The sequence below is a fragment of the Pseudomonas abietaniphila genome, from assembly GCF_900100795.1.
GTDB classification, from domain to species: Bacteria; Pseudomonadota; Gammaproteobacteria; order Pseudomonadales; family Pseudomonadaceae; genus Aquipseudomonas; species Aquipseudomonas abietaniphila.
In genome coordinates, this window is sequence record NZ_FNCO01000009.1 from 197,327 (window position 1) to 217,333 (window position 20,007).

The 20,007-nt window shown below is 59.2% G+C and carries 18 protein-coding genes; 4 read left to right on the forward strand and 14 right to left on the reverse strand.

Annotated elements, in window-relative coordinates; translation table 11 throughout:
• Window positions 1–131 precede the first annotated feature (131 nt).
• Together BLS87_RS18610 and BLS87_RS18615 are read right to left on the reverse strand one after the other, a co-directional pair.
• Window positions 132–1,073: a ketopantoate reductase family protein gene (locus BLS87_RS18610; protein ID WP_074754308.1), complete on the reverse strand. Its 942-nt coding sequence runs from the start codon at window positions 1,071–1,073 to the stop codon at window positions 132–134.
• Window positions 1,074–1,270: 197 nt separating this feature from the next.
• Window positions 1,271–2,701 (reverse strand): NAD(P)/FAD-dependent oxidoreductase, encoded by a 1,431-nt coding sequence (locus BLS87_RS18615; protein ID WP_074754310.1) that lies wholly within the window; start codon window positions 2,699–2,701, stop codon window positions 1,271–1,273.
• Between the two features lie 904 nt (window positions 2,702–3,605).
• On the opposite strand from BLS87_RS18615, the gene BLS87_RS18620 reads away from it, so the two are divergent.
• Window positions 3,606–3,920 carry a hypothetical protein gene (locus BLS87_RS18620; RefSeq protein ID WP_074754312.1) on the forward strand — a complete coding sequence of 105 codons (315 nt, stop codon included), beginning with the start codon at window positions 3,606–3,608 and terminating at the stop codon, window positions 3,918–3,920.
• Between the two features lie 20 nt (window positions 3,921–3,940).
• On the opposite strand, the gene BLS87_RS18625 is transcribed toward BLS87_RS18620, so the two are convergent.
• The 3 genes from BLS87_RS18625 to BLS87_RS18635 all read right to left on the reverse strand — a co-directional run bounded on the left by BLS87_RS18625 (window position 3,941) and on the right by BLS87_RS18635 (window position 5,837).
• Entirely contained in the window at window positions 3,941–4,357 is a 417-nt protein-coding gene (locus BLS87_RS18625; protein WP_143024416.1) for a hypothetical protein, read from the reverse strand.
• Between the two features lie 370 nt (window positions 4,358–4,727).
• Complete coding sequence (locus BLS87_RS18630; protein WP_074754316.1) at window positions 4,728–4,991, reverse strand: DUF1652 domain-containing protein; 264 nt, start codon at window positions 4,989–4,991, stop codon at window positions 4,728–4,730.
• Between the two features lie 369 nt (window positions 4,992–5,360).
• Window positions 5,361–5,837 (reverse strand): GNAT family N-acetyltransferase, encoded by a 477-nt coding sequence (locus BLS87_RS18635; protein ID WP_074754318.1) that lies wholly within the window; start codon window positions 5,835–5,837, stop codon window positions 5,361–5,363.
• A gap of 413 nt (window positions 5,838–6,250) precedes the next feature.
• On the opposite strand from BLS87_RS18635, the gene BLS87_RS18640 reads away from it, so the two are divergent.
• A complete protein-coding gene (locus BLS87_RS18640; RefSeq protein WP_074754320.1) occupies window positions 6,251–7,183 on the forward strand; it encodes a hypothetical protein in 933 nt (310 codons plus the stop codon).
• Between the two features lie 180 nt (window positions 7,184–7,363).
• On the opposite strand, the gene BLS87_RS18645 is transcribed toward BLS87_RS18640, so the two are convergent.
• Entirely contained in the window at window positions 7,364–8,233 is an 870-nt protein-coding gene (locus BLS87_RS18645) for a LysR substrate-binding domain-containing protein (protein ID WP_074754322.1), read from the reverse strand.
• A gap of 106 nt (window positions 8,234–8,339) precedes the next feature.
• Between BLS87_RS18645 and BLS87_RS18650 the strand changes: the two genes are divergently transcribed.
• On the forward strand, window positions 8,340–9,056 hold the full coding sequence (locus BLS87_RS18650; RefSeq protein WP_208605181.1) for a haloacid dehalogenase type II: 717 nt from the start codon (window positions 8,340–8,342) through the stop codon (window positions 9,054–9,056).
• Window positions 9,057–9,066: 10 nt separating this feature from the next.
• A complete protein-coding gene (locus BLS87_RS18655) occupies window positions 9,067–9,867 on the forward strand; it encodes an aldolase (RefSeq protein ID WP_083370712.1) in 801 nt (266 codons plus the stop codon).
• A gap of 970 nt (window positions 9,868–10,837) precedes the next feature.
• Here BLS87_RS18655 and dctM read toward each other — a convergent pair.
• From dctM to BLS87_RS18695, 8 genes are all read right to left on the reverse strand, one after another.
• Window positions 10,838–12,121: a C4-dicarboxylate TRAP transporter large permease protein DctM gene (gene dctM, locus BLS87_RS18660; RefSeq protein WP_074754326.1), complete on the reverse strand. Its 1,284-nt coding sequence runs from the start codon at window positions 12,119–12,121 to the stop codon at window positions 10,838–10,840.
• A complete protein-coding gene (locus BLS87_RS18665; protein ID WP_074754328.1) occupies window positions 12,121–12,753 on the reverse strand; it encodes a TRAP transporter small permease in 633 nt (210 codons plus the stop codon). Before BLS87_RS18665 ends, dctM begins: the two co-directional genes overlap by 1 nt.
• 99 nt (window positions 12,754–12,852) lie before the next feature.
• The gene (locus BLS87_RS18670) at window positions 12,853–13,848 is read right to left on the reverse strand and encodes a TRAP transporter substrate-binding protein (RefSeq protein ID WP_074754330.1); all 996 of its coding nucleotides are present in this window, start codon (window positions 13,846–13,848) and stop codon (window positions 12,853–12,855) included.
• A gap of 386 nt (window positions 13,849–14,234) precedes the next feature.
• Window positions 14,235–15,059: an HpcH/HpaI aldolase/citrate lyase family protein gene (locus BLS87_RS18675; protein WP_074754332.1), complete on the reverse strand. Its 825-nt coding sequence runs from the start codon at window positions 15,057–15,059 to the stop codon at window positions 14,235–14,237.
• A gap of 74 nt (window positions 15,060–15,133) precedes the next feature.
• Window positions 15,134–16,333, reverse strand: coding sequence for a CaiB/BaiF CoA transferase family protein (locus tag BLS87_RS18680; protein ID WP_074754334.1), 1,200 nt, complete (start codon window positions 16,331–16,333; stop codon window positions 15,134–15,136).
• A gap of 177 nt (window positions 16,334–16,510) precedes the next feature.
• On the reverse strand, window positions 16,511–17,860 hold the full coding sequence (locus BLS87_RS18685) for an MmgE/PrpD family protein (protein ID WP_074754336.1): 1,350 nt from the start codon (window positions 17,858–17,860) through the stop codon (window positions 16,511–16,513).
• Between the two features lie 10 nt (window positions 17,861–17,870).
• Entirely contained in the window at window positions 17,871–19,034 is a 1,164-nt protein-coding gene (locus BLS87_RS18690; protein WP_074754338.1) for an acyl-CoA dehydrogenase family protein, read from the reverse strand.
• A 66-nt stretch (window positions 19,035–19,100) separates the two neighbouring features.
• Complete coding sequence (locus BLS87_RS18695; protein ID WP_074754340.1) at window positions 19,101–19,940, reverse strand: HTD2 family dehydratase; 840 nt, start codon at window positions 19,938–19,940, stop codon at window positions 19,101–19,103.
• Window positions 19,941–20,007: the final 67 nt, after the last annotated feature.

Here is a 20,007-nt window from a genome sequence, read left to right on the forward strand (position 1 = left end):
TGCAATGCAATCGACCGAGCTGCATCCTCGTCGCAAACCGACCTGCACAGACCCGTTCAAAAAACCGGCGTGCGCGCAGCAATGCTGGAAGAAGTTTGATCGCTCAACCAACAGGTGTTGCGTGCGACCGCTCAGCCCGCCTCCCTTACCCGCCGGGCTTCGTAGGACTTGAGGTTGACGTAAACAGCCTCCAGCATCGATAGCTGACTTTTCGCGGATTTATCGGTGCTGGAACGGCGGGCAAGCATATCGCCGATCACGTGCTCGACCTCAATCGAGGCGCCCCGCTCGATATCCCGCAGCATGGACGCGGTCATTTTCGAGCCCTGGGTGGTCAGCATGGTTTGAAAGCGCTGTCTGACGTCGCGTCGAATCGCATAACCGGCGCCCTCCGCCACCTGCGCGCATTCGGCCAGCAACGTGAGAATCATCCCCTCGCCACCGCTGGCAATCACATCGCCGATGCTGGCGCGCATCGAGCCTGTGATCCCCGCACCCGTGGCGATGAAACACCATTTCTCCCACATTTCCTGAACGATATGCTGGCTCAGATTGGCATCGAAGCCGGCGTCTGCCAGCGCCTCGGCGACCTTGAGAATGCGCGGCGTCAACGCACCGCTTCGTTCGCCAAAGGACAGCTGGTTGGTGTCGTTCAGATGCAGGATGGCGCCGGAGGCATCACGATCGAGGGAAATCAGGCACTGCCCGCCCAGGACGTTCTCAGGCTCAAAGCGCTCGTCCAATCGATCCAGATGCGCCATCCCGTTGAGCATCGGCAGAATCATCGTCTGTGCGCCGACTGCCGCAGAGAAAGAATCCATGGCCGCATCAAGGTCGTAAGCCTTGCAACTGAGCAGGATCAGGTCGAAGGTCTGGTCCAGCATCGGCGTCATCACGTGCGGCGGTGACGGATACAGGATGTTCCCCAAGGGACTGCGCACGATCAGGCCATTACGGTCCAGCTCTTCCGCGCGACCCGGGCGAACCAGAAACGTGACATCGCGCCCGGCTTCCAGCAGCCGGCCGCCAAAATAGCCACCTATCGCGCCTGCACCCACGATCAAAATTCGCATGATCTGTTGATTCCTTGTCGAGTCAGCCAGAGAGGGTTGGGACACCCCAGAATAGATGAAGGCGTCCACTCTATCCAACCGTGGAATGATGGCCAACATATTGCTTTTTCAAAGCATCGATACATCAAGGTCAGAGGCACCGGCAAAAAAAATCCCGGAGCGCGCCAGGCGGTCCGGGATACGTGTTGCAAGGAGAGTCAGGATTGCGCGTTGGCCAGCGCAGGCCAGAGGAACGGTTGGCGCTGTTCTTCGCGGTTGACGATCAGCCGACGACTGAGGCTGACGGGCTGGATCACAGGCTGTTGCAGACGCGCAAGCACGGCATCGATGACGGCGCCGCTGGCGTCGTTGTGGAATTGCCATACGCCGTAGATGCGGCCGTCAAACGACGCCTCGCTCCCCAATCGCGGGTCGACGCCAAGCCCGGCGCCCAGACCAAAGAGGTGCAGCCCGTAGAGGCGCTGTCCGTTGCTGTCGAGCGGACAGCCAGAAGGATCGGAATCCAGACCGCCCTTCACTTCCATCAGGCTGACGGCGGCCCCGCCAGCGTATGTCAGCGTCGGCAATAGTGGCTGATACCCGGTGCATTGCACCACGACCTCGGATTCGGCCAAGGCTTGCCGCGCACGTTCGAATTGACCTTCAGGGCCGTTCTGGGTCTGCAGCAGCTGCACGCGCACCCCGGTCTTGCCGATGTGGCCGCGCGCCAATGCCTCGCGCCCTACATCCAGCGCACGGTAACGCAATCCGCCCGAGCGATTGACGCGCCCCGACACCGGGCATACGTCTTTAAGCGGATCGAACGAATAGCCGGCTTCGATGGCTGCCTCAGCGGTTTCGTAGAACAGGCGGATAGGCGAGCGATGCACCAGTGTTACTTCACTGAGCCCTGCAAACTCGAGCGCATCGGCGAGATTCTCCAACACCGAGAACGCGCTGTGGGAGCCACCGACCACGCTCACCCGGCCTTGACGTGCCAGGGTCGGTGCGAAGAAATTGCGCAATTGCACGCCGTTCATGCGCAGCAACTCATCGGCACTTTGCACCTTGGCAGCGGGTGGCACCGCCAATCCCTGATCGGCCAGACTGTTCAGCAAATGCCGGGGATCCTGACGGCCGCCCAGGTTGAGCACGACGGCTCGGCAGCGGATGCGGCGGCTGCGGCCTTCCGACTCCACCCAGACCTGGTATTCGTCATCCTCATGCACGACTTCGGTGATGGTGGTGCTGGTCCACAGCTTCACACCGTAGTGTTCGACAATGAAGTTCAGCACCAGCGTCGACGCCTCGGCCAACAACTCCGCAACATCCGAAAGCTGCGGCGCACTTTGCGCCTGACGACGAATGCGCCAGTAGGCAGGCGAGTGCTCAAGGGGCTCGAACACGTCTCGCAACGCAGGGTCGCGCAGACAATCGAGGAAGACATCGCCCACCGAGTTGGCGGTGATTCTGTAGTCACCCAACCGACCCGTGCCGGGATTGGGGCTCGCATCGACAATGATCAAGCCTTCCTTGGCAAGCTCAGGCATTGCGCCGCTTTTCAACGCATTGAAAAGCAACCCCATGCCTGCGGGCCCGGCTCCCCCTACTACGCAACCACAAACGGTTTCCAGATGATCTCCATACATAATCGTAACTCCGAACTTAGTCGATGCATTGAGCGCGCCCAAATCCTCTGGGCCCTGAATAACAGGCACAAACAACCGCCCGTTCTGACGAGACTTCTTTTTATGTCGAACTGGGTACATAACCCTGCAACGGGTAAAATTCAGGCATGACTACCGTTACAACTGACAGCGAGGACAGTCGGGCTTTAAACGAAAAGAAAACACGCACTTCATGTTCAATGGACGCCGTGAACAAGCAATACGAACGCCTGCGTCTGGCCTGAACTTAACGAACGGTAAAGAGAGGGAATAGATGACGGGCTGGCGGCCGTGGTGGAGCAATGACGGACGCTACCGCCCTTTCACCAGGCGCCCTGGATCAAGTGTCTCGTCCATGCTGTGAGCGTCGCCGGGAATCTATTACAAACTATTACAAGAGAAAATCCGTAACGTGATAGTTTCAAAAATCACATCAAGTGTCAAATTTTCGAGAATTCATTAAAAGCGACAATCAGACAGTGCAACTCATTGATTTGTATGTTTTTTATTTTTTGACGTCGGATTTCCGTAAACTGCACCACGCGCCATGCATTTTTAACATTAAAAAATTCCTTTTTTGGCAGTCACAAACTAAGACAGCGTGTTTCGCCGCACCTCCGTTCTCACAAGTTGCCGGTTTTTTGTCGTACTAAAAAGTGGGGCATCTTGCCAATGCGAAACCTTCTCTTTAGTTGCATGATTTTAGAGCGGCGACCTGTTTTATGGCGCCGGTTTTCTCTCAACCCGTGCAGGCCGATAAGCCAGCGTCAGGACGCCCACCGATGAATGGTCACACCCGCGGAAAAAAAAGCCGAACTATTTCAGTCGGATCCGTCTCCATTATCAGGCTCCTGCCCGCTTTCAAACTGACATAGAGGTCGCTGACATGAATGCTGAGAAAAACCTTCGGTCCAGCATTGCCGAAATCGATTATTCCCGGGACACCCTTTTCGGGCCGATCCCGATGCAGGCCACTTGCCGGGTGAGGCTGGCGACGGTCGAGCAAGACGGGCACACCTTGAGGGAGTTGACCATTATTGGCGACGTACCGGATTACCTGCCCAAGTCCGCCATCATCCGCATTGCCCTGGATGGCAGGATAGAAGCAGGCCCGATTCGCGAACATTACGCGGCCGACGAAGAGGGCGAGGAACGGTTTAAAGTGCTGTTCGAGAATGAGCACCGTCGCCGGGTGCACTGATCAGGCAAGGGTACGGCCGGTCAGTTTTGCCTGGCTGACCGCAGGCCATCCTCAGTGTTGGCGTGCAGATGGGTTTGCTGAAGAATCAATGTCTGCCCGAGCGGCGCATCGCGCCCCTGCGCCTCTACCTCCCTGACCGAGTAATGCGTGGCGTCAGACTCCGCCCCATCTCCGTAGCGCAACCCATCCAGCCTGGGTGCAGCCTCAAGAACAGGGTCCTTGGGCAGGAGGCGCTGGCGCTCCAGCGCGGTCATGGGTGGCTGGAAGCTGGCGGTTCTGTCTTCGAGACGTTGCAACATCGTCATCATGACGGCGACACAGATCACCACGACACTCAGAAGTGAGCCAACACCCCACAGCATTCGGCGTCGGCGAATCATTCTTCTCGAATCGTCAGAGTCTGGCAGTCCCAGGTCATTGGGCTGGTGATGCGCCATGCGTTCCCCTTGAGATTGAAAGTCGGCGCTCAACCGCCGTAATCGACCTTAAGATAAAAGGTAAACGCGCAGTTTGCCAGATTCATTTGGGGTGTCGCCCGGGTGCCTTTCTGGTAGCAAAGGTCTCAACGCGCTCATCACCTTGGGACAGTGTGTTTGTTCGCTGGCCACGGGCTCCTCTATCGAGAAGGGATAAGAAATACTCAATCTTTTAAAATATCCACTCATTTGGCAACGGCACGTTGAAACTATCACGCCTCTGAGGGTGTATGACATACCCCGTTATAGTGAGCCAGATACAACAACGCCCATGATAACGACTGCATCATGGGCGTACCGTAGTAAAGCAAATGAAGCGGTGAACGAAAAATTAACTGGCCAACGCATGCCTGTGAGTGTGTCGACTGTTATTTAACTCAGCGTGCAGCTCGGAAATCAACTCGCACAGCGCCCGACTGGTGTCCAGCCGGTCCAGGGCAATCCCGGTGACCAGCAGCTCTACGTGTTCGGTGGCCGGATCAATGACCTCAACCGTCATGGTGTCGTCCAGAACGGTGCAATTGCACCGCAGCGGCAGGAACGCACTTTCAATTATGCTGCGCAGTTCAAGGTTGGAGAGTGTGCATGCAATCATTAGCGATATCCTCCAGAGGCGGTCCCTGTCACCACATGTACAGTCGCTCGCCTGACACGTTGTTATTAATGGCTTCCTTGTACTGAGGTTGAGCGTTAATCGCCGCCTCGATCACAAGAATGACGCCTGTCCAACTTATACGCCTGGCCCCAACTTGAAGCAAACAAGCAAATACGCGTGCCTCAATGCGGTAAATAAAGATCAGGATTTCAGAAAAAACGTTTCATCAGCGATAACGTGCAGATAAAAGAAGGGGTTTCTTCTGATGCAGAGGCACGGATGCCGTCTGGCAGGGGCCAGAGGAGAAGTTTTGGGGGCGTCCACTCGTCGGTGACTGTAACGCCGACCGACGAATGACGTGTGTGGGCCTTATTCCCGAGGCAGACGCAGGTGAATGAGCGCAACGCGAGCGCCCTTCTTGTCCTGACGCTCTTCTATCGCGAAGGGCTTGAAGCCCAGCTTGGGATAAAACAACAGGCCGGGCACGTTGTGGTTAAAACACGAAGCCGTCAGCTCTTTCGCCTCATGCTTGCCGAACGCAAGCTCCATCATGCAGCCGATCATATACCGACCGACACCCTTGGCGCGGGCATGGGGCGCAATGATGACATTGCCCATCGAACAGCGTCCGCGGAAGTCATAGCGCGAAAAGTTGGCAAAGCCGACGACCTCGCCATCGAGTTCGATCACCGTGTTGTCGGACCGTTGTTCGATCGAGTCGCGCAGCTGCGCGGGCGTCAGCGGGAAAACCGCTTTGGGGAACATGTAAAACAGCTCGTCGACACTCTGTGGCATGTCGCACACAGCCGGGATGTCTTTTTCTTCCAGGGGACGATGTAGAAACATGACGATTTACCTCTCGAAGAAACAGGCGCTGAGCGGAAACTATAGGTCAAACACTGGCACGAGGACATTAGCGAATCCGCTCAGAAGCACATTTATATGTCAGGTCGGCGATTGCACAGTGTCAGTGTTGAACGCATAGGACAACTTTTTTAAAAAAATAGTCCCAAGGTGTTTCAATCTCGTCTGAGCGGACGCTAAAAGGCCGTCGCAAGCCACTGAACACGTTGAACTTCTACAAACCGGGCATAACGCATGCGCCGACCGGGCCATTCATGCAATTTGCATGAACCAGACGTTTCATTACAAAAACAAGCTATTGATATTTAAGGGTATTTTTAAAATTATCGATCTGGCACAAGCGCTGCACCTATCCCTGCGACGTCACACCCTTATTCGCATGGAGCTGCATAACAATGAATGTCTCGCCTGATGCTTACCCTGCCGCTGTAGAAGAACCCTCCTCTGTCTCGGGCGTGTCCTGGGGCGCTATTTTCGCCGGTGCCGCGGGCGCCGCCGCTTTATCTCTGATACTCGTCCTGCTGGGCTCGGGTCTTGGCTTTTCGGCAATGTCGCCTTGGGCCAACGAAGGGGTCAGTGCCAAAACCATCGGGATTTCAACGGTGGTCTGGCTGGCGTTCACGCAAATCGTCGCGTCCGGCTTGGGCGGCTACCTGGCCGGTCGTCTGCGGGTGAAGTGGTCGAACATGCATGGCGATGAAGTGTATTTCCGCGACACTGCGCATGGCTTCCTGTCGTGGGCTATCGCGACTCTGGTCGCCGCCGTGCTGATCATTGGGTCCGTGAGCGGTTTGGTGGGCAGCGGAGTCAAAGCGGGTGCCAGCGCAGTTGCCGGGGTAGCCGGTACCGCCGCTGTTGCTGCAGGCACTGCAGCAGGCAACACCAGTGGAGATCAATATGGTTACTTCGTCGACACCCTGTTCCGCGACGACCGTCCAGCTGCGGTCAGCGACGATGCTGCACGCGGCGTTGTCGTACGGATTTTTACCAAGACCCTGGCCAACGACGGTCAGCTGGCGCCTGAAGACCGTAACTACCTGGCTCAACTGGTCGCTCAGCGCACCAACCTCAGTCAGGCTGATGCACAAGCCCGCGTCGATCAGGTGTATGGCCAGGCTAAGCAAGCGGTGGCCGATGCCAAGCTGAAAGCTCAACAGGCGGCTGAAACCGCTGCCAAAGTAGCCGCCATGAGTGCGCTGTGGACCTTCGTTGCCCTGCTGTGCGGTGCCTTCGTTGCCAGCCTTGCAGCGATCTGGGGTGGCCGTCGTCGCGACGCCGTGACCTACGTCGAAGCCCGTGCCTACACCACTACTTCCAACATTCGCTGAGTATCAAGGAGAAACGCTATGCGCTCATTACTGCTGTGGTTCCTGGGTGTGCCGATTCCAGTGATCATCCTGATCGCCCTGTTCATGCACTGACCGAGTCGTAGACGATCCGCGTGGCGCCCTGAGTTTCTGTCAGGCCCACGCGGATTTTTTATTGCCTGACATCCGGCACGTGACCGATCAGTTCGCGGCCATCGCCTGCTTCATGTAGGTCACCAGCGTGCGTTGCACGTCAGTCAACAAACGGTTCCCCGCAATCAACGCCAGCTCACTGGCCGGCACCGGCGCGAATCCTTCCTCTTCGTTCAGCAGACGATGGTCCGCCAACATCGCCGATGCTGGCAGTAGACTGATCCCCAATCCTGCCGACACCGCCGCCTGAATCCCCACCAGACTTTGACTGGCAAACGCCACGCGCCATCGCCGGCCAGACGACTCCAAGGCATGCACGATGCGATTGCGATAGATACAGCCTTGGGGATAAACCACCAGCGGCACCGGGTCTTCGATGACCCTCACCTCCCGGCCGGCGACCCAGTTCACTTGCTCAGGCCAGCTCGCCAGTGCAGGCTCGTCTCGCTTGGCCTGACGGGAAGGGAGGTCTCGTTTGACCAACGCCAGATCGATCTCCCTGGCCTCGAGCCGTGCATGCAGGTCGACACTCAGACCATTCACCGTGTCCAGACGAATGCGCGGGTGTTGCTGTGCGAAACCCGAGAGCAAGGTCATCAAGCGCTGCACATCAAAATCCTCGGGCACGCCGAGTTTGACCACGCCCGTGTCATCACTGCGACACAGCACGCTGTGCGCTTCCAGCGATAACGCAACCAGACGGCGCGCATAGCCCATCAGACGCTCGCCATCCTCGGTCAGCTCAATATGCTTGCTCGCGCGCTGACGCAACAACAGCGGCCGACCCAACTGCTCCTCAAGCTTGCGAATCTGCTGGCTGACCGTGGACTGCGTGCGATTGACCCGCTCCCCTGCCTTGGTAAAGCCGCCTGCATCGACCACGGAGACAAAGGTGTGAAGCAGTTCAAGATCAAACATGGGGGCGGGCCTTTCATTCGACTATCGAATTAATTTTTCAATTTAATTTAATTTTACGATCCACACCACTGCTTCCTAAAGTGGGGTACGCACCCTGACCACGGAGTTGACCATGACCACTTCCCCTACCCGGCCGCGCTGGCTGACCTTCGACTGCTACGGCACCTTGATTCAATGGGACGAAGGCCTGCTCGATTGCGTCCGCGACCTGCTGCAGCGCAAGGGCAACACGGACCTGGACGTTGCCCGTTTCATCGCCGTCTATGACCGCCACGAACATCGGCTGGAGCAAACACCTCCCCACCGCTCGTTCGCCGACATTTCCAGGGCGTCGATGTCCCTGACGCTTGAAGAACTGGGTATGGCTTTCGAGCCGGACGATGGCGAACGACTGATTCGGCGCATCGGCCAGATGCCGCCCTTTCCCGAGGTGGTCGCTACGCTCCAATGGTTGAAAACGCAGGGCTTCATGCTGTGCATCGTCTCCAACACTGATGACGACATCATCGCGGGTAACGTTGCTCAACTGGGCGGTTGCATCGACCGGGTGATCACGGCTCAACAGGCGCAGGCGTACAAGCCGGACCATCGGTTGTTCCTGCATGCTCACGCGCTACTGGGTGTGGGCATTGATGACGTGCTGCACATTTGTGCCAGCCCGCACCTGGACCTCGAAGCCGCCAAGGGTATGGGGTTCCGTTGCGTCTGGATCGACCGGGGAACCCAACGCAAACCACTCCCGGACTACACGCCTGACGCTACACTGCCAGACTTGGCGAACGTGCCGGATTACCTCCGCAGCCAAGGCTGGGTGAACGAATAAGGAGAAACTCATGGCGCACGATCTGCGTGTTTCCGGTGACCCGCTGCATGATCGTCACGACAGGTGCTATCCACATCTGACCGCCCCACAGGTCCACGCCGCCCGCATCGATCTGGCGGCCAGCTTTCGCATGGCGGCGCGACTGGGTTTGAGCGAGGGCATCTGCAATCATTTTTCAGCGCTGGTGCCGGGTTATCCGGAGCTGTTTCTGGTGAATCCCTATGGCCTGGCCTTCGCAGAAATCACGGCGTCGAGCCTGTTGGTGTGTGATTTCGACGGCAACGTGATCATGGGGGATGGCAAGCCTGAGGCGACGGCCTTCTATATCCACGCGCGGCTGCACCTGCAAAAGCCACGCGCGGTGGCGGCGTTTCATACGCACATGCCCTATGCGACGGCGCTGGCGATGCTGGAAGGTCAGCCTTTGGTCTGGGCGGGTCAGACGGCGTTGAAGTTTTATGGGCGTGTAGCGGTGGATGAGGATTACAACGGCCTGGCGCTGGACAATCAGGAAGGCGACCGGATTGCGGCCTCGATGGGTCAGGCGGACATTGTGTTTTTGAAGAACCATGGGGTGATGGTGACGGCACCCAGCATCGCGCAGGCCTGGGATGATGTGTATTACCTGGAGCGGGCGGCTGAGGTGCAGCTCAAGGCGATGAGTTCCGGGCGTCCATTGAAGGTGATCGATCAGGAGGTGCTGCTGCGTACGGCGCGGCAGATGAGTGAGGAGGATGCTGAAAGTGCGCGGTTGCATCTGGAGAGTGTGAAGCGGGTGCTGGCGCGGACTGAGCCGGATTATGTTGATTGAGTCTGGAGTTGCGTTGAGTTTTTGTGTCTATCCGTAATTTTGTGGTGCCACTGGCATTTCTGGTTCTGCCTAACGGCAGAAGCGTTCCGCCATTCGGCGGGTTACTTGAAAACCGGAATGCCGGACCATCCCCAAGTAACCAAGGGTCTGAACTCCCGGTCGGGCCCTCCTGGGTCGGGTTCCTTCTCTCCGGCGACGCTCCGTGGGCCCGCCGCCATCGGCCATCCATGGCCGGGGGCGGCTCTCGCGTACAAGAGCAACGCGGGCTGGAGCTAACGCTCTTCGCTTTCTTGGTTCGTGCATCTACCTGCCGTCCCCCCCTGTAGGAGCGCGCTTGCCCGCGATCTGCCGGGAACCGGCAGCAAAACCTGTGCACGCGGGGTGTGAGGCCTCATCGAGTCGGCTGATGTTGCTACCGCTGCGCGGTAGATCGCGGGCAAGGTGGAACGCTACCCCGGTAATTGTAGGAGCGCGGCTTGTCCCGCGATCTGCCGGAAACCGGCAGCAAGACCTGTGCACGCGTAGTGTCAGGCATTACTGAGTCGTCTGATTTTGCTACCGCTGCGCGGTAGATCGCGGGACAAGCCACGCTCCTACAGGATTCGCGTGACCCGATGCTTTTGATTTTGCTTTTCTAGCGCGATAGCCCAAACGCCACAAAACGCGACTTGGGTGCAGGCTGAACGCAGGCCCACGGAGCGTCGCCGGAGTGAAGGAACTTCGACGCAGTCGAGGCCAAACCAGGAGCAAGGCGCTTTTGGTTACTTTTGGCGCCTTTTCAAAAGTGACTCGCCGAGGGGCGAAAAGGTGAATCCGTGTCGCCTGCAACAACGGATACACACACAAAAACCAGCACCACCAAACATCCAGAACACCTCAAATCCCGACCATAAAAAAGCCCCCGAAGACTCAACGTCAACGAGGGCCAAGGCACTGCGCTCACAGTTCTATTTCAGGGCTCGAACAGCCCTCAAGGCATCCCCAGCCAGTTCGGCAGAGCAAGGGATATGAACGGTACGTAGGTCACCAACAACAGGAATACAAGCAGGATCGACAGCCAAGGCAGTGCCGCACGAATGGTCTGCCCGAGCGTCAGGCCGGTCACTGCGGAGGTGACGAACAGGTTAAGACCCACCGGTGGATGCACCAGTCCAATCTCCATGTTCACCACCATCACGATACCCAAGTGAATCGGATCAATCCCCAGCTTCATCGCAATCGGAAAGAAGATCGGCGCAAGAATCAGGATAATCGCCGAGGGCTCCATGAAACTGCCAGCGATCAGCAAAACGATATTGACCATGATCAAAAAGCCGATTGGCGTCAGGCCTTCGGAAATGACCCAGGCGGTAATCTGCTGCGGAATCTGTTCGGTGGTCAGCACATGCGCAAAGAGCATCGCGTTGGCAATGATGAACATCAGCATGATGGTCAACCGCCCGGACTCCAGCAAGACCTTCGGGCAATCCTTGAGGCTCATGTCTTTGTAAACAAACAGCGCGATAAAAGCGGAATAGACCGCCGCGACCGCTGCGGCTTCGGTCGGGGTAAACATGCCGCTGTAGATACCGCCGAGGATGATCACCAGCAGCAGCAAGCCCCAGAACGCCCGTTGCGCGGTGTGCAGCCATTCACGGAACGTCACCCGAGGCTGGGCGGGCAGTTTTTTGACCCGGGCGACGATGTAGATCACCACCATCAACGCCACGCCGAGCAAGATCCCTGGTACCACACCGGCGATGAACAGCTTGCCAACCGAGGTCTCCGTCGCTGCCGCATACACCACCATGACAATGGAGGGAGGGATCAGAATGCCCAGCGTACCGGCGTTGCAGATGATCCCGGCGCCGAACTCTTTCGGATAACCGGAGCGCACCATGCCCGCCACGGCAATCGAACCCACCGCCGCTACCGTCGCCGGGGATGAGCCGGACAATGCGGCGAACAACATGCACGCCAGCACCGCCGCGATCGCCAGGCCGCCGCGAATGTGGCCGACACAGGCGTTGGCGAAGTCGATCAAACGTTGCGCCACGCCACCGGTGGTCATGAACGCACCGGACAGCAGGAAGAACGGAATCGCCAGAAAGGTGTAGCTGTCGGACGTCTCGAACAGCTTGATCGCCAGCGAACTCAATGAGTCGGGGCTGAACAGCAGAATCGAGGTGGCACCGGCCAGCCCGAGCGAGATCGCGATAGGCACGCCGAGGAACATGAACACGAACAGCAGCAGGAACAAACAGATAACCGTCATCAGTGTTGCTCCTCACCAGGGTTGGCCAGTTTGCTCGCTTCGGCCGCTTCGTCGGCAAGACCCAGACCGGTCTGCCGGTGGGTCCAGATGCGATAAAGGATTTCCAGGTAACGGGCAATCACCAGCGCGAAACCGATGGGCACAATAATCGTGATGTAAGACACCTTGATACCGAACCGGTCCAGGTCTTCAGCGCCGATGCCCGCGACCCACAACGCCGACACCCATTTGTAACTTGCCACCAGAAACAGCCCGGCATACGCCAGGCAGCAGGCACACGCCAGCATCGCCAGGCAGCGCTGAACCGGTTTGCTGGTTTTCTTCACCAACGCATCGACACCCAAGTGCCCGGCGGTGCGCACACCGTAGGAAATCCCGAAAAAGATCAGCCAGCCGAAGATGGCTTTGGTCAGCGCCACGCTCCAGGTCATGCCCTGTGCGTAGCCCATCAAGTGATCGCCAATCCCTGCGAAAAAGTCACTGCTGACCGCCCACTGGTCACTGAGGGTGTAAAACAGGGTGTAGATGTTGTTCAGCGCCACGTAGACGAATGTCACCAGCGTCATGGCAGCGAGCAGAAAGGCGATCATGCCCTCCTCCAGATGCTCCCAGAGTCGCGTCAGCGATTGCATAAGAATTCTCCGAACGTATTCGAACGTAGAGGGTGACCACCCATGCTCCGGGTGGTCACGCAGACATCACTGCCTGTGTCGATCAAGCGGCCTTGAGGGTCAAGGTGCCTTGTTCGAGTCGTCCGCGGCCTTGATCAGGTCAGCGCCGATTTCGTCGGAGAACTTGTCCCAGACCGGCTTCATGACTTCGCGCCATTTGGCACGCTGCTCGGGCGTGAGCGTGTCGATTTCGCTGGTTTTGGAATCAGCGATTTTCTGCTTGGCGGTCTGGTTCAGGGCTTCAGCCTGCTTGTTCACTTCGACCGTCACCTGATCCATGATTTTCTGCAACTCGTCACGCACGTCAGCCGGCAGACCGTTCCAGAACTTGGAGTTGGTGATCACCATGTAGTCGATCAGGCCATGGTTGGTTTCGGTGAAGAACGGCTGTACTTCGTTGACCTTCTGGCTTTCGTAGTTCGACCAGGTGTTTTCGGTGCCGTTGACGGTGCCGGTCTGCAGCCCCTGATACACCTCGGCAAAGCTCATCTTGCGTGGGTTGGCGTGAAGGGCCACGAACTGGGCTTCCAGCACGCTGGAGGCCTGTACGCGGAATTTCAGACCGCGAGCGTCCTTGGGCTCGATCATTTTCTTGTTCGCGGACAGTTGCTTCAGGCCGTTGTGCCAGTAAGCCAGGCCGTGAATGCCCTTGTCGTCCATGGAGGTCAGCAGCGCCTTGCCCTGAGGACCTTGCTGGAAGCGGTCAACAGCGGCGAGGTCATTGAACAGGAAAGGAAGGTCGAAGATCTGCACCTTCTTGGTGTATTGCTCGAACTTGGCCAGCGACGGGGCAAGCATCTGCACATCCCCCAGCAACAGCGCTTCCATTTCCTTGCCGTCACCGAACAGCGAAGAGTTCGGGTAGACCTCGACCTTGACCTTGTCTTTCAAGGCAGGATCGGCGGCAACCATCTTCTGGAACATCAAGGCGCCCTGGCCTTTTGGCGTGTTTTCCGCCACTACGTGGGCGAACTTGATGACGATTGGGTCAGCGCAGGCCATGCCGGCCATGGACACTGCAGCGGCGCAGAAAAGCGCCTTGGTCAGCTTCAACATCGATATCACCTTCTTATTGTTGTAAGAGCTTATTTTTGTATGAGCAGTAGGTGTCGCTTGAGCGTTGTGCCATCTAACGATGCCGAACACGAGGTGTTTAGAGAATTAGCTTTTTTGTAAGCCGGCATTCGGCATTGCTGAACGCCGACCTTTGTGGCGCTCTCCCCTTCACCCGCGTGCTAGACAGCGTGTCCCACGGAAACTAGCACGCTGAGAGAAAAGTGCCACTACTTCCCGGCTGTTCATACACCTTGGGAACGACGCGGCCCTCCTGTGGCAGCGAATTCATTCGCGAAAAAACTGCCAGGCGATAGAGATTCATCACGCTCACCGGCCAATCACGAATGAACTCGCTCCCAGAGAAAATGTGCCGTGATCAGAGGTTTCTACTCACTCGCCAGCGCCAACAGCCGTTGAGCCCGCAGCAAAACCGGTGCATCGACCATCTGCCCGTCCAGCTGAAACGCCCCGGCGCCTTTCGCCGCCTGGCTTGCATCCACCACTCGCTGGGCCCAGCTCAGGTCGTCTGCACTGGGCGCGAGCGCAGCATGGATGACCGCCACCTGTTTAGGGTGGATGCACAGCGCGCCGCCATAGCCCATGTCATAGGCATGGCGAATCGCGCGGTGCAGGCCATCGGGGTCGCCGATGGCCGGGTGCACACCATCCAGCGGCGGCAACAACCCTGCGCCTCGTGAATGCAACTGCACCGACATCCGCGCCTGATCGAGGAACATCTGCGCAGCAGGCGTGCCGCTGTTGAGGTTCAGGTCCAGCGCCAGGTCCAGCCCACCGAATGACAGGCGCTGCACCCCGGGTGCATGCGCAATGGCTTCCAGCGCCAGCAGGCCTTTGGCGCTCTCGATGATCGGCCAGACCGGTTTACCGGTTTGCCACACGGCCGCCACGTGTGCGGCGCTTTCGACTTTGGGCAGCAACACGCCAGTGACCCCGGCGTGTTGTTTGCAGAACGCCAGATCCGCCACGTGCTCGGCGTGATCGGGGGCATTGACCCGCACCCAGAGCGAGACCTGCGGATTGGCGTGCAGAAACGCCGAGAGATGATCCCGGGCCTGACGCTTGAGCGGTTCCTCAACGGCATCTTCGAAGTCGACAATCACCGCATCGGCGCCAGCCGCCAGGGCTTTGGCGAAGCGTTCGGGTCGACTGCCAGGCACGAACAGTGCTGAGCGGACGGTGGATGGGGGCATGGTGGATCAACTCCTGAATAAAAGGTCGGGCGCACGAGGTCAGCGCGCGCTCCTACAGAAGAATGTGTGGGGCGCTAAACCACTCCGGCCGCGGCCATCCGCGCCTGGTCCTCGTCACTGAAACCCAGCTCGCCAAGGATGCTGCCTGTGTGCTGTCCCAATCCCGGCACGCCGTCCATGCGCGGGGTGAACGCTGCGTTGCGTCCCGGGGGCAACAGCGATGGCAACGAACCGGACGGGCTGTCCACTTCGCGCCAGCTGTCGCGAGCCTTGAGCTGAGGGTGATTCCACACCCCTTGCATGTCATTGACGCGTGCGTTGGCGATTTGCGCGCCTTCAAGTCGTGCGACCACCTCGTCCACGCTCAACGAAGCAAACCCATCGACGATGATCTGGCGCAACACCTCACGGTTTTCCGAGCGTTTGAAGTTGGCCGAGAAACGCTCGTCAGTCGCCAAGGCCTTGTCCAGCAGCACCTTTTCGCAGAACAGCGCCCACTCGCGCTCGTTCTGCAAGCCGAGCATGATCGTGCCGCCATCACCCGTCGGAAACGGCCCGTACGGGTAGATGGTCGAGTGTGAAGCGCCCGCCCTTGGTGGCTGAGGCGCGCCGTGGTAGGCGTAATACATCGGATAGCCCATCCACTCCACCAGGCTTTCCAGCATGCTCACGTCGATGCGGCTACCCTCGCCAGTCTTGTCGCGCAGCAACAAGGCCGACAGGATCCCGGTGTAGGCGTACATGCCGGCGGCAATGTCGGCAATGGAGCATCCAGCCTTGGCCATTTCGTTTTCGCCCGGGCCGCCGGTGACCGACAGAAAGCCGCCTTCGCTCTGAATCAGCAGGTCGTAGGCTTTCTTCTTTTCATAAGGGCCGCCTTCGCCGTAGCCGGAAATATCGCACACGATGAGCCGCGGAAAACGCTCATGCAGCGCCTCGAACGACAGGCCCATGCGGGCCGCCGCACCCGGTGCGAGGTTCTGCACCAGCACGTCGGCCTTACCGAGCAACGACTCGAGAATGTCGCCCGCCTGGTCCTGCTTGAGGTCCAGCGTCAGGCTTTCCTTGGAACGGTTGGTCCAGACGAAATGCGAGGCCAGGCCATCGACACGCTGGTCATAACCACGGGCGAAGTCGCCAACGCCCGGACGCTCGACCTTGATCACGCGCGCGCCCAGATCCGCCAGTTGCCGCGTGCAGAACGGCGCCGCGATCGCGTGCTCCAGGCTGACGACGGTGATGCCGTCCAGTGGACGGGGAGTTTGTTGAGTCATGTGTGGAAACCTCTCATACGCTCCCTTGTAGGAGCGTGGCTTGTCCCGCGATCTGCCGGATACCGGCAGTAAAACCAGACACCTCGGTGTGCCAGACACTCCGGGAACTCCGAATTTGCTGCCACTACGCGGCAGATCGCGGGACAAGCCACGCTCCTACAAAGGTTGGCGTTCGCTTTAAATCAAATCAGCCAAATCCCGCGCATCGCGCAGGTGCCAGACACGCTCGATCAAGGCTTGGCCCTGCTCCGGCGTGCGGGCACCGGAGAACGCTAACAGGCGCTGAACCTTGTCCTCCAACTCCCGCCGCGACAAGGTATTGCCCGGATCGCCCTTCGGATCATCAATGGCAGCCGTCAGCGTGCGTCCGTCAGTGGTCGTCACGACCACCCGTCCCAGCCAACGCGCCGGGTAGGCGCCATCGACTTCCGGGTCGAGTTCCATCGTCACTTTTTCACGGAAGGCCGCCACGTCGGCATCGGTCAGCGCCAGATCGCGGAACTCGATCAGCTGCGCACTGCCATGTACGGCGATCAGGCCCAGCACGGCGCCCATCGAGAACTTGGCCTGGTGCACGGTCTGCGGCACATCGACCCGCCCCAGCACATCGATCGCCCCTTGGTGAACACGCGTGACGACCTTGGCGATCTGGTCATGACGCAGGTGCTCGCGCTGCATCAGGTGCAACAGCGCATCGGCCGCCGGATGCGTATGACGGCACGAGGCATGGAACTTGAACGAGGTTTCCACCAGCGCCCAACGCGAGCCAAGCCGGTCGGACAACTTGCCCGGGTCGCTGTCGGTCGACATGCCCGCCGCCATGCCCTGGTCACCTTCGAGAATGTTGCGCGCGCCAGTCAGACCGTCTTGGGTCATATAGGCGGCGAGCAAGCCGTCCGCCGCCGCTTTGGCGGTGTGCAGCTGTTTCGAGTCGGCGGCGTCGCGCAGGAATTCCCACAAACCGGCCGCCTGTGTCCCGGCGCTGCCCAGCAGGTTGATGAACTGCTCTTTGTCGAAATTCAGCAGCTTGCCCACTGCGACCGCTGCGGCGAGGGTGCCGACCGTGGCCGTGGTGTGAAAGATGCGGTAGTGCGAGCGGCCCATGAACTCGCCGATGCGGATCCCGGCTTCGTAACCGGCCACCGAAGCGAGCAACAGGTCCTGCCCGGATTTATCCAGGTCCTGCGCCGCGGCCAGCACCGCGGAGAACACCACGGTCGCCGGGTGCAACACCGAACTGTTGTGCAGATCATCCTGCTCGACCAAGTGCGAGGACGCACCGTTGACCAGCGCCGCGAAGTAAGCCGAGGTGCCGCGTCCGTTAACCAGAATCTTCGACTTGCCGTCTGCCGGCCCCATGCGCTCGGCATAACGTTCGAAGATCGGAATCGGCCGCGCGCCCTGACTGGCGAGGCCGGAGCCGATCCAGTCCAGAAACAGGTCTTCGGTCCGGTCCAGCACATGGCCCGGGATCTGTTCGTAGGTCAGCTCGGCGAGGAAGCCCGCCAATGCCTGGGTATGACTCATCTCGGTGTCCTCAGAAGCTGCGTGGCAGTTCGAGCAAGTGCTCGGCGACGTAGGAAAGAATCAGGTTGGTGGAAATCGGCGCGACCTGATACAGACGGGTCTCGCGGAATTTGCGCTCCACGTCGTATTCGCAGGCAAAGCCGAAACCGCCGTGGGTCTGCAGACACGCGTTGGCCGCTTCCCATGAAGCTTTGGCGGCGAGGTACTTGGCCATGTTGGCACTGGCGCCGGCGTTTTTGCCGCTGTCGTATTCCTCGCAGGCACGCCAACGCATCAGGTCGGCGGCTTCGATCTCGATGTGCGCTTCGGCAATCGGGAACTGCACGCCCTGGTTCTGCCCAATCGGGCGACCAAACACCACGCGGTCGCGGGCATAGGCCGCGGATTTCTCAATGAACCAGCGACCGTCGCCAATGCACTCGGCGGCGATCAGGGTGCGCTCGGCGTTCAGGCCATCGAGGATGTACCTGAAGCCCTTGCCCTCTTCACCAATCAGACTGTCGGCCGGAAGCTCAAGGTTGTCGAAGAACAGTTCGTTGGTTTCGTGATTGACCATGTTGGCGATGGGCTGAACGGTCAGGCCTTTGCCGATGGCTTCACGCAGGTCGACCAGGAAGATCGACATGCCTTCGGATTTCTTCTTCACCTCAGCCAACGGCGTGGTGCGCGCCAGCAGGATCATCAGGTCGGAGTGCTGAATGCGCGAGATCCAGACCTTCTGGCCGTTGATCACGTACTTGTCGCCCTGCTTCACCGCCGTGGTCTTGATCTTGGTGGTGTCGGTGCCGGTGGTGGGCTCGGTGACGCCCATCGATTGCAGGCGCAGCTCGCCGCTGGCGAGCTTGGGCAGGTAGTAGCGCTTCTGTTCCTCGCTGCCATGACGCAACAGGGTGAACATGTTGTACATCTGGCCGTGCACGGTGCCGGAGTTGCCGCCGCAGGCGTTTACCTCTTCGAGAATGACCGAGGCTTCGGCCAGGCCCAGACCTGAACCGCCATATTCTTCCGGGATCATCGCCGACAGCCAGCCCGCGTCGGTCAGCGCCTTGACGAAGGCTTCGGGGAAGCCCTTTTCTTCATCGATCTTGCGCCAGTATTCAGCCGGGAACTCGGCACAGAGGGCGCGCACGCCTTCGCGGATGGCATTCAGGTCTTCGTTTTCGTATGGATTCATCGTGTCTGCTCGCGTCTGCCAGCCGCCCGTGTATAGCCGGGCCTGGCGATCTATAAGAAGAAGGGTTCAGTCGAAGCTGACTTCAGCGCTCTGCGCGACACCGGCTTCATTACCCGCCCACAGCTGCGCTTTGCCGGGTTCGACGATGCGACCGCCGACGCGAAACGCATCAGGGACGTTCAGCGGCCGGACGCCGCGATAAGCGAAATGACGCACGCGCTTGCCCGGGTTGCCACGGATAAAGGCACGCAGGTTGAACGTGGCGATCATCGGACCATGCACCACCAGCCCCGGGTAGCCTTCGGTCTCGGTCACGTAGGGGTAGTCGTAGTGGATGCGATGACCGTTGAAGGTCACGGCCGAATAACGGAACAGCAGGGTCGGCGTCGGCTCGACGGTCTCGCTCCAGTCACCCTGCGCAGGCGGCTCGCCGCTGGTGAGCTTGGGCGGATTGGGTTCGCGGTACACGATGTCCTGTTCTTCGCGCACGCACAGTTCGCCATGCTGCGAATAGTCGTGACGCACCGTCACGAACAGCAGCGAACCCGTGCGGCCGTGCTTTTCTTCGATGTGCAGGATGGTCGACAGACGATGGGCATCCGCGCCGACGATCAGCGGCTGGATGAATTCCACGCGCCCCCCGGCCCACATCCGATTGCGGTTGTCGGCGGGAGGCAAAAAGCCGCCGCGCGCGGGGTGACCGTCGCCGCCCAGCTGCGCTTCAAACACCGGTTCCTGAAAAAAGCACCACTGCCACAGTGGCGGTAATGCATCACCATCGGCAGGCGTGGGCTCGCCAAAGGTGGCGGCAATGCGCTTGATCAGGTTGTGGCTCAAGTGATCCTGCGCTTGCTCGGTTCGACCAATCCAGGCACTGAAATCCACAGGCGAATCTGAAGCACTCATGGCAAGGAACCTTCTGCGTTTGTTGTTATTGGCAGATCATGGGAGCTGTCCGGCATTCTGTGAATTT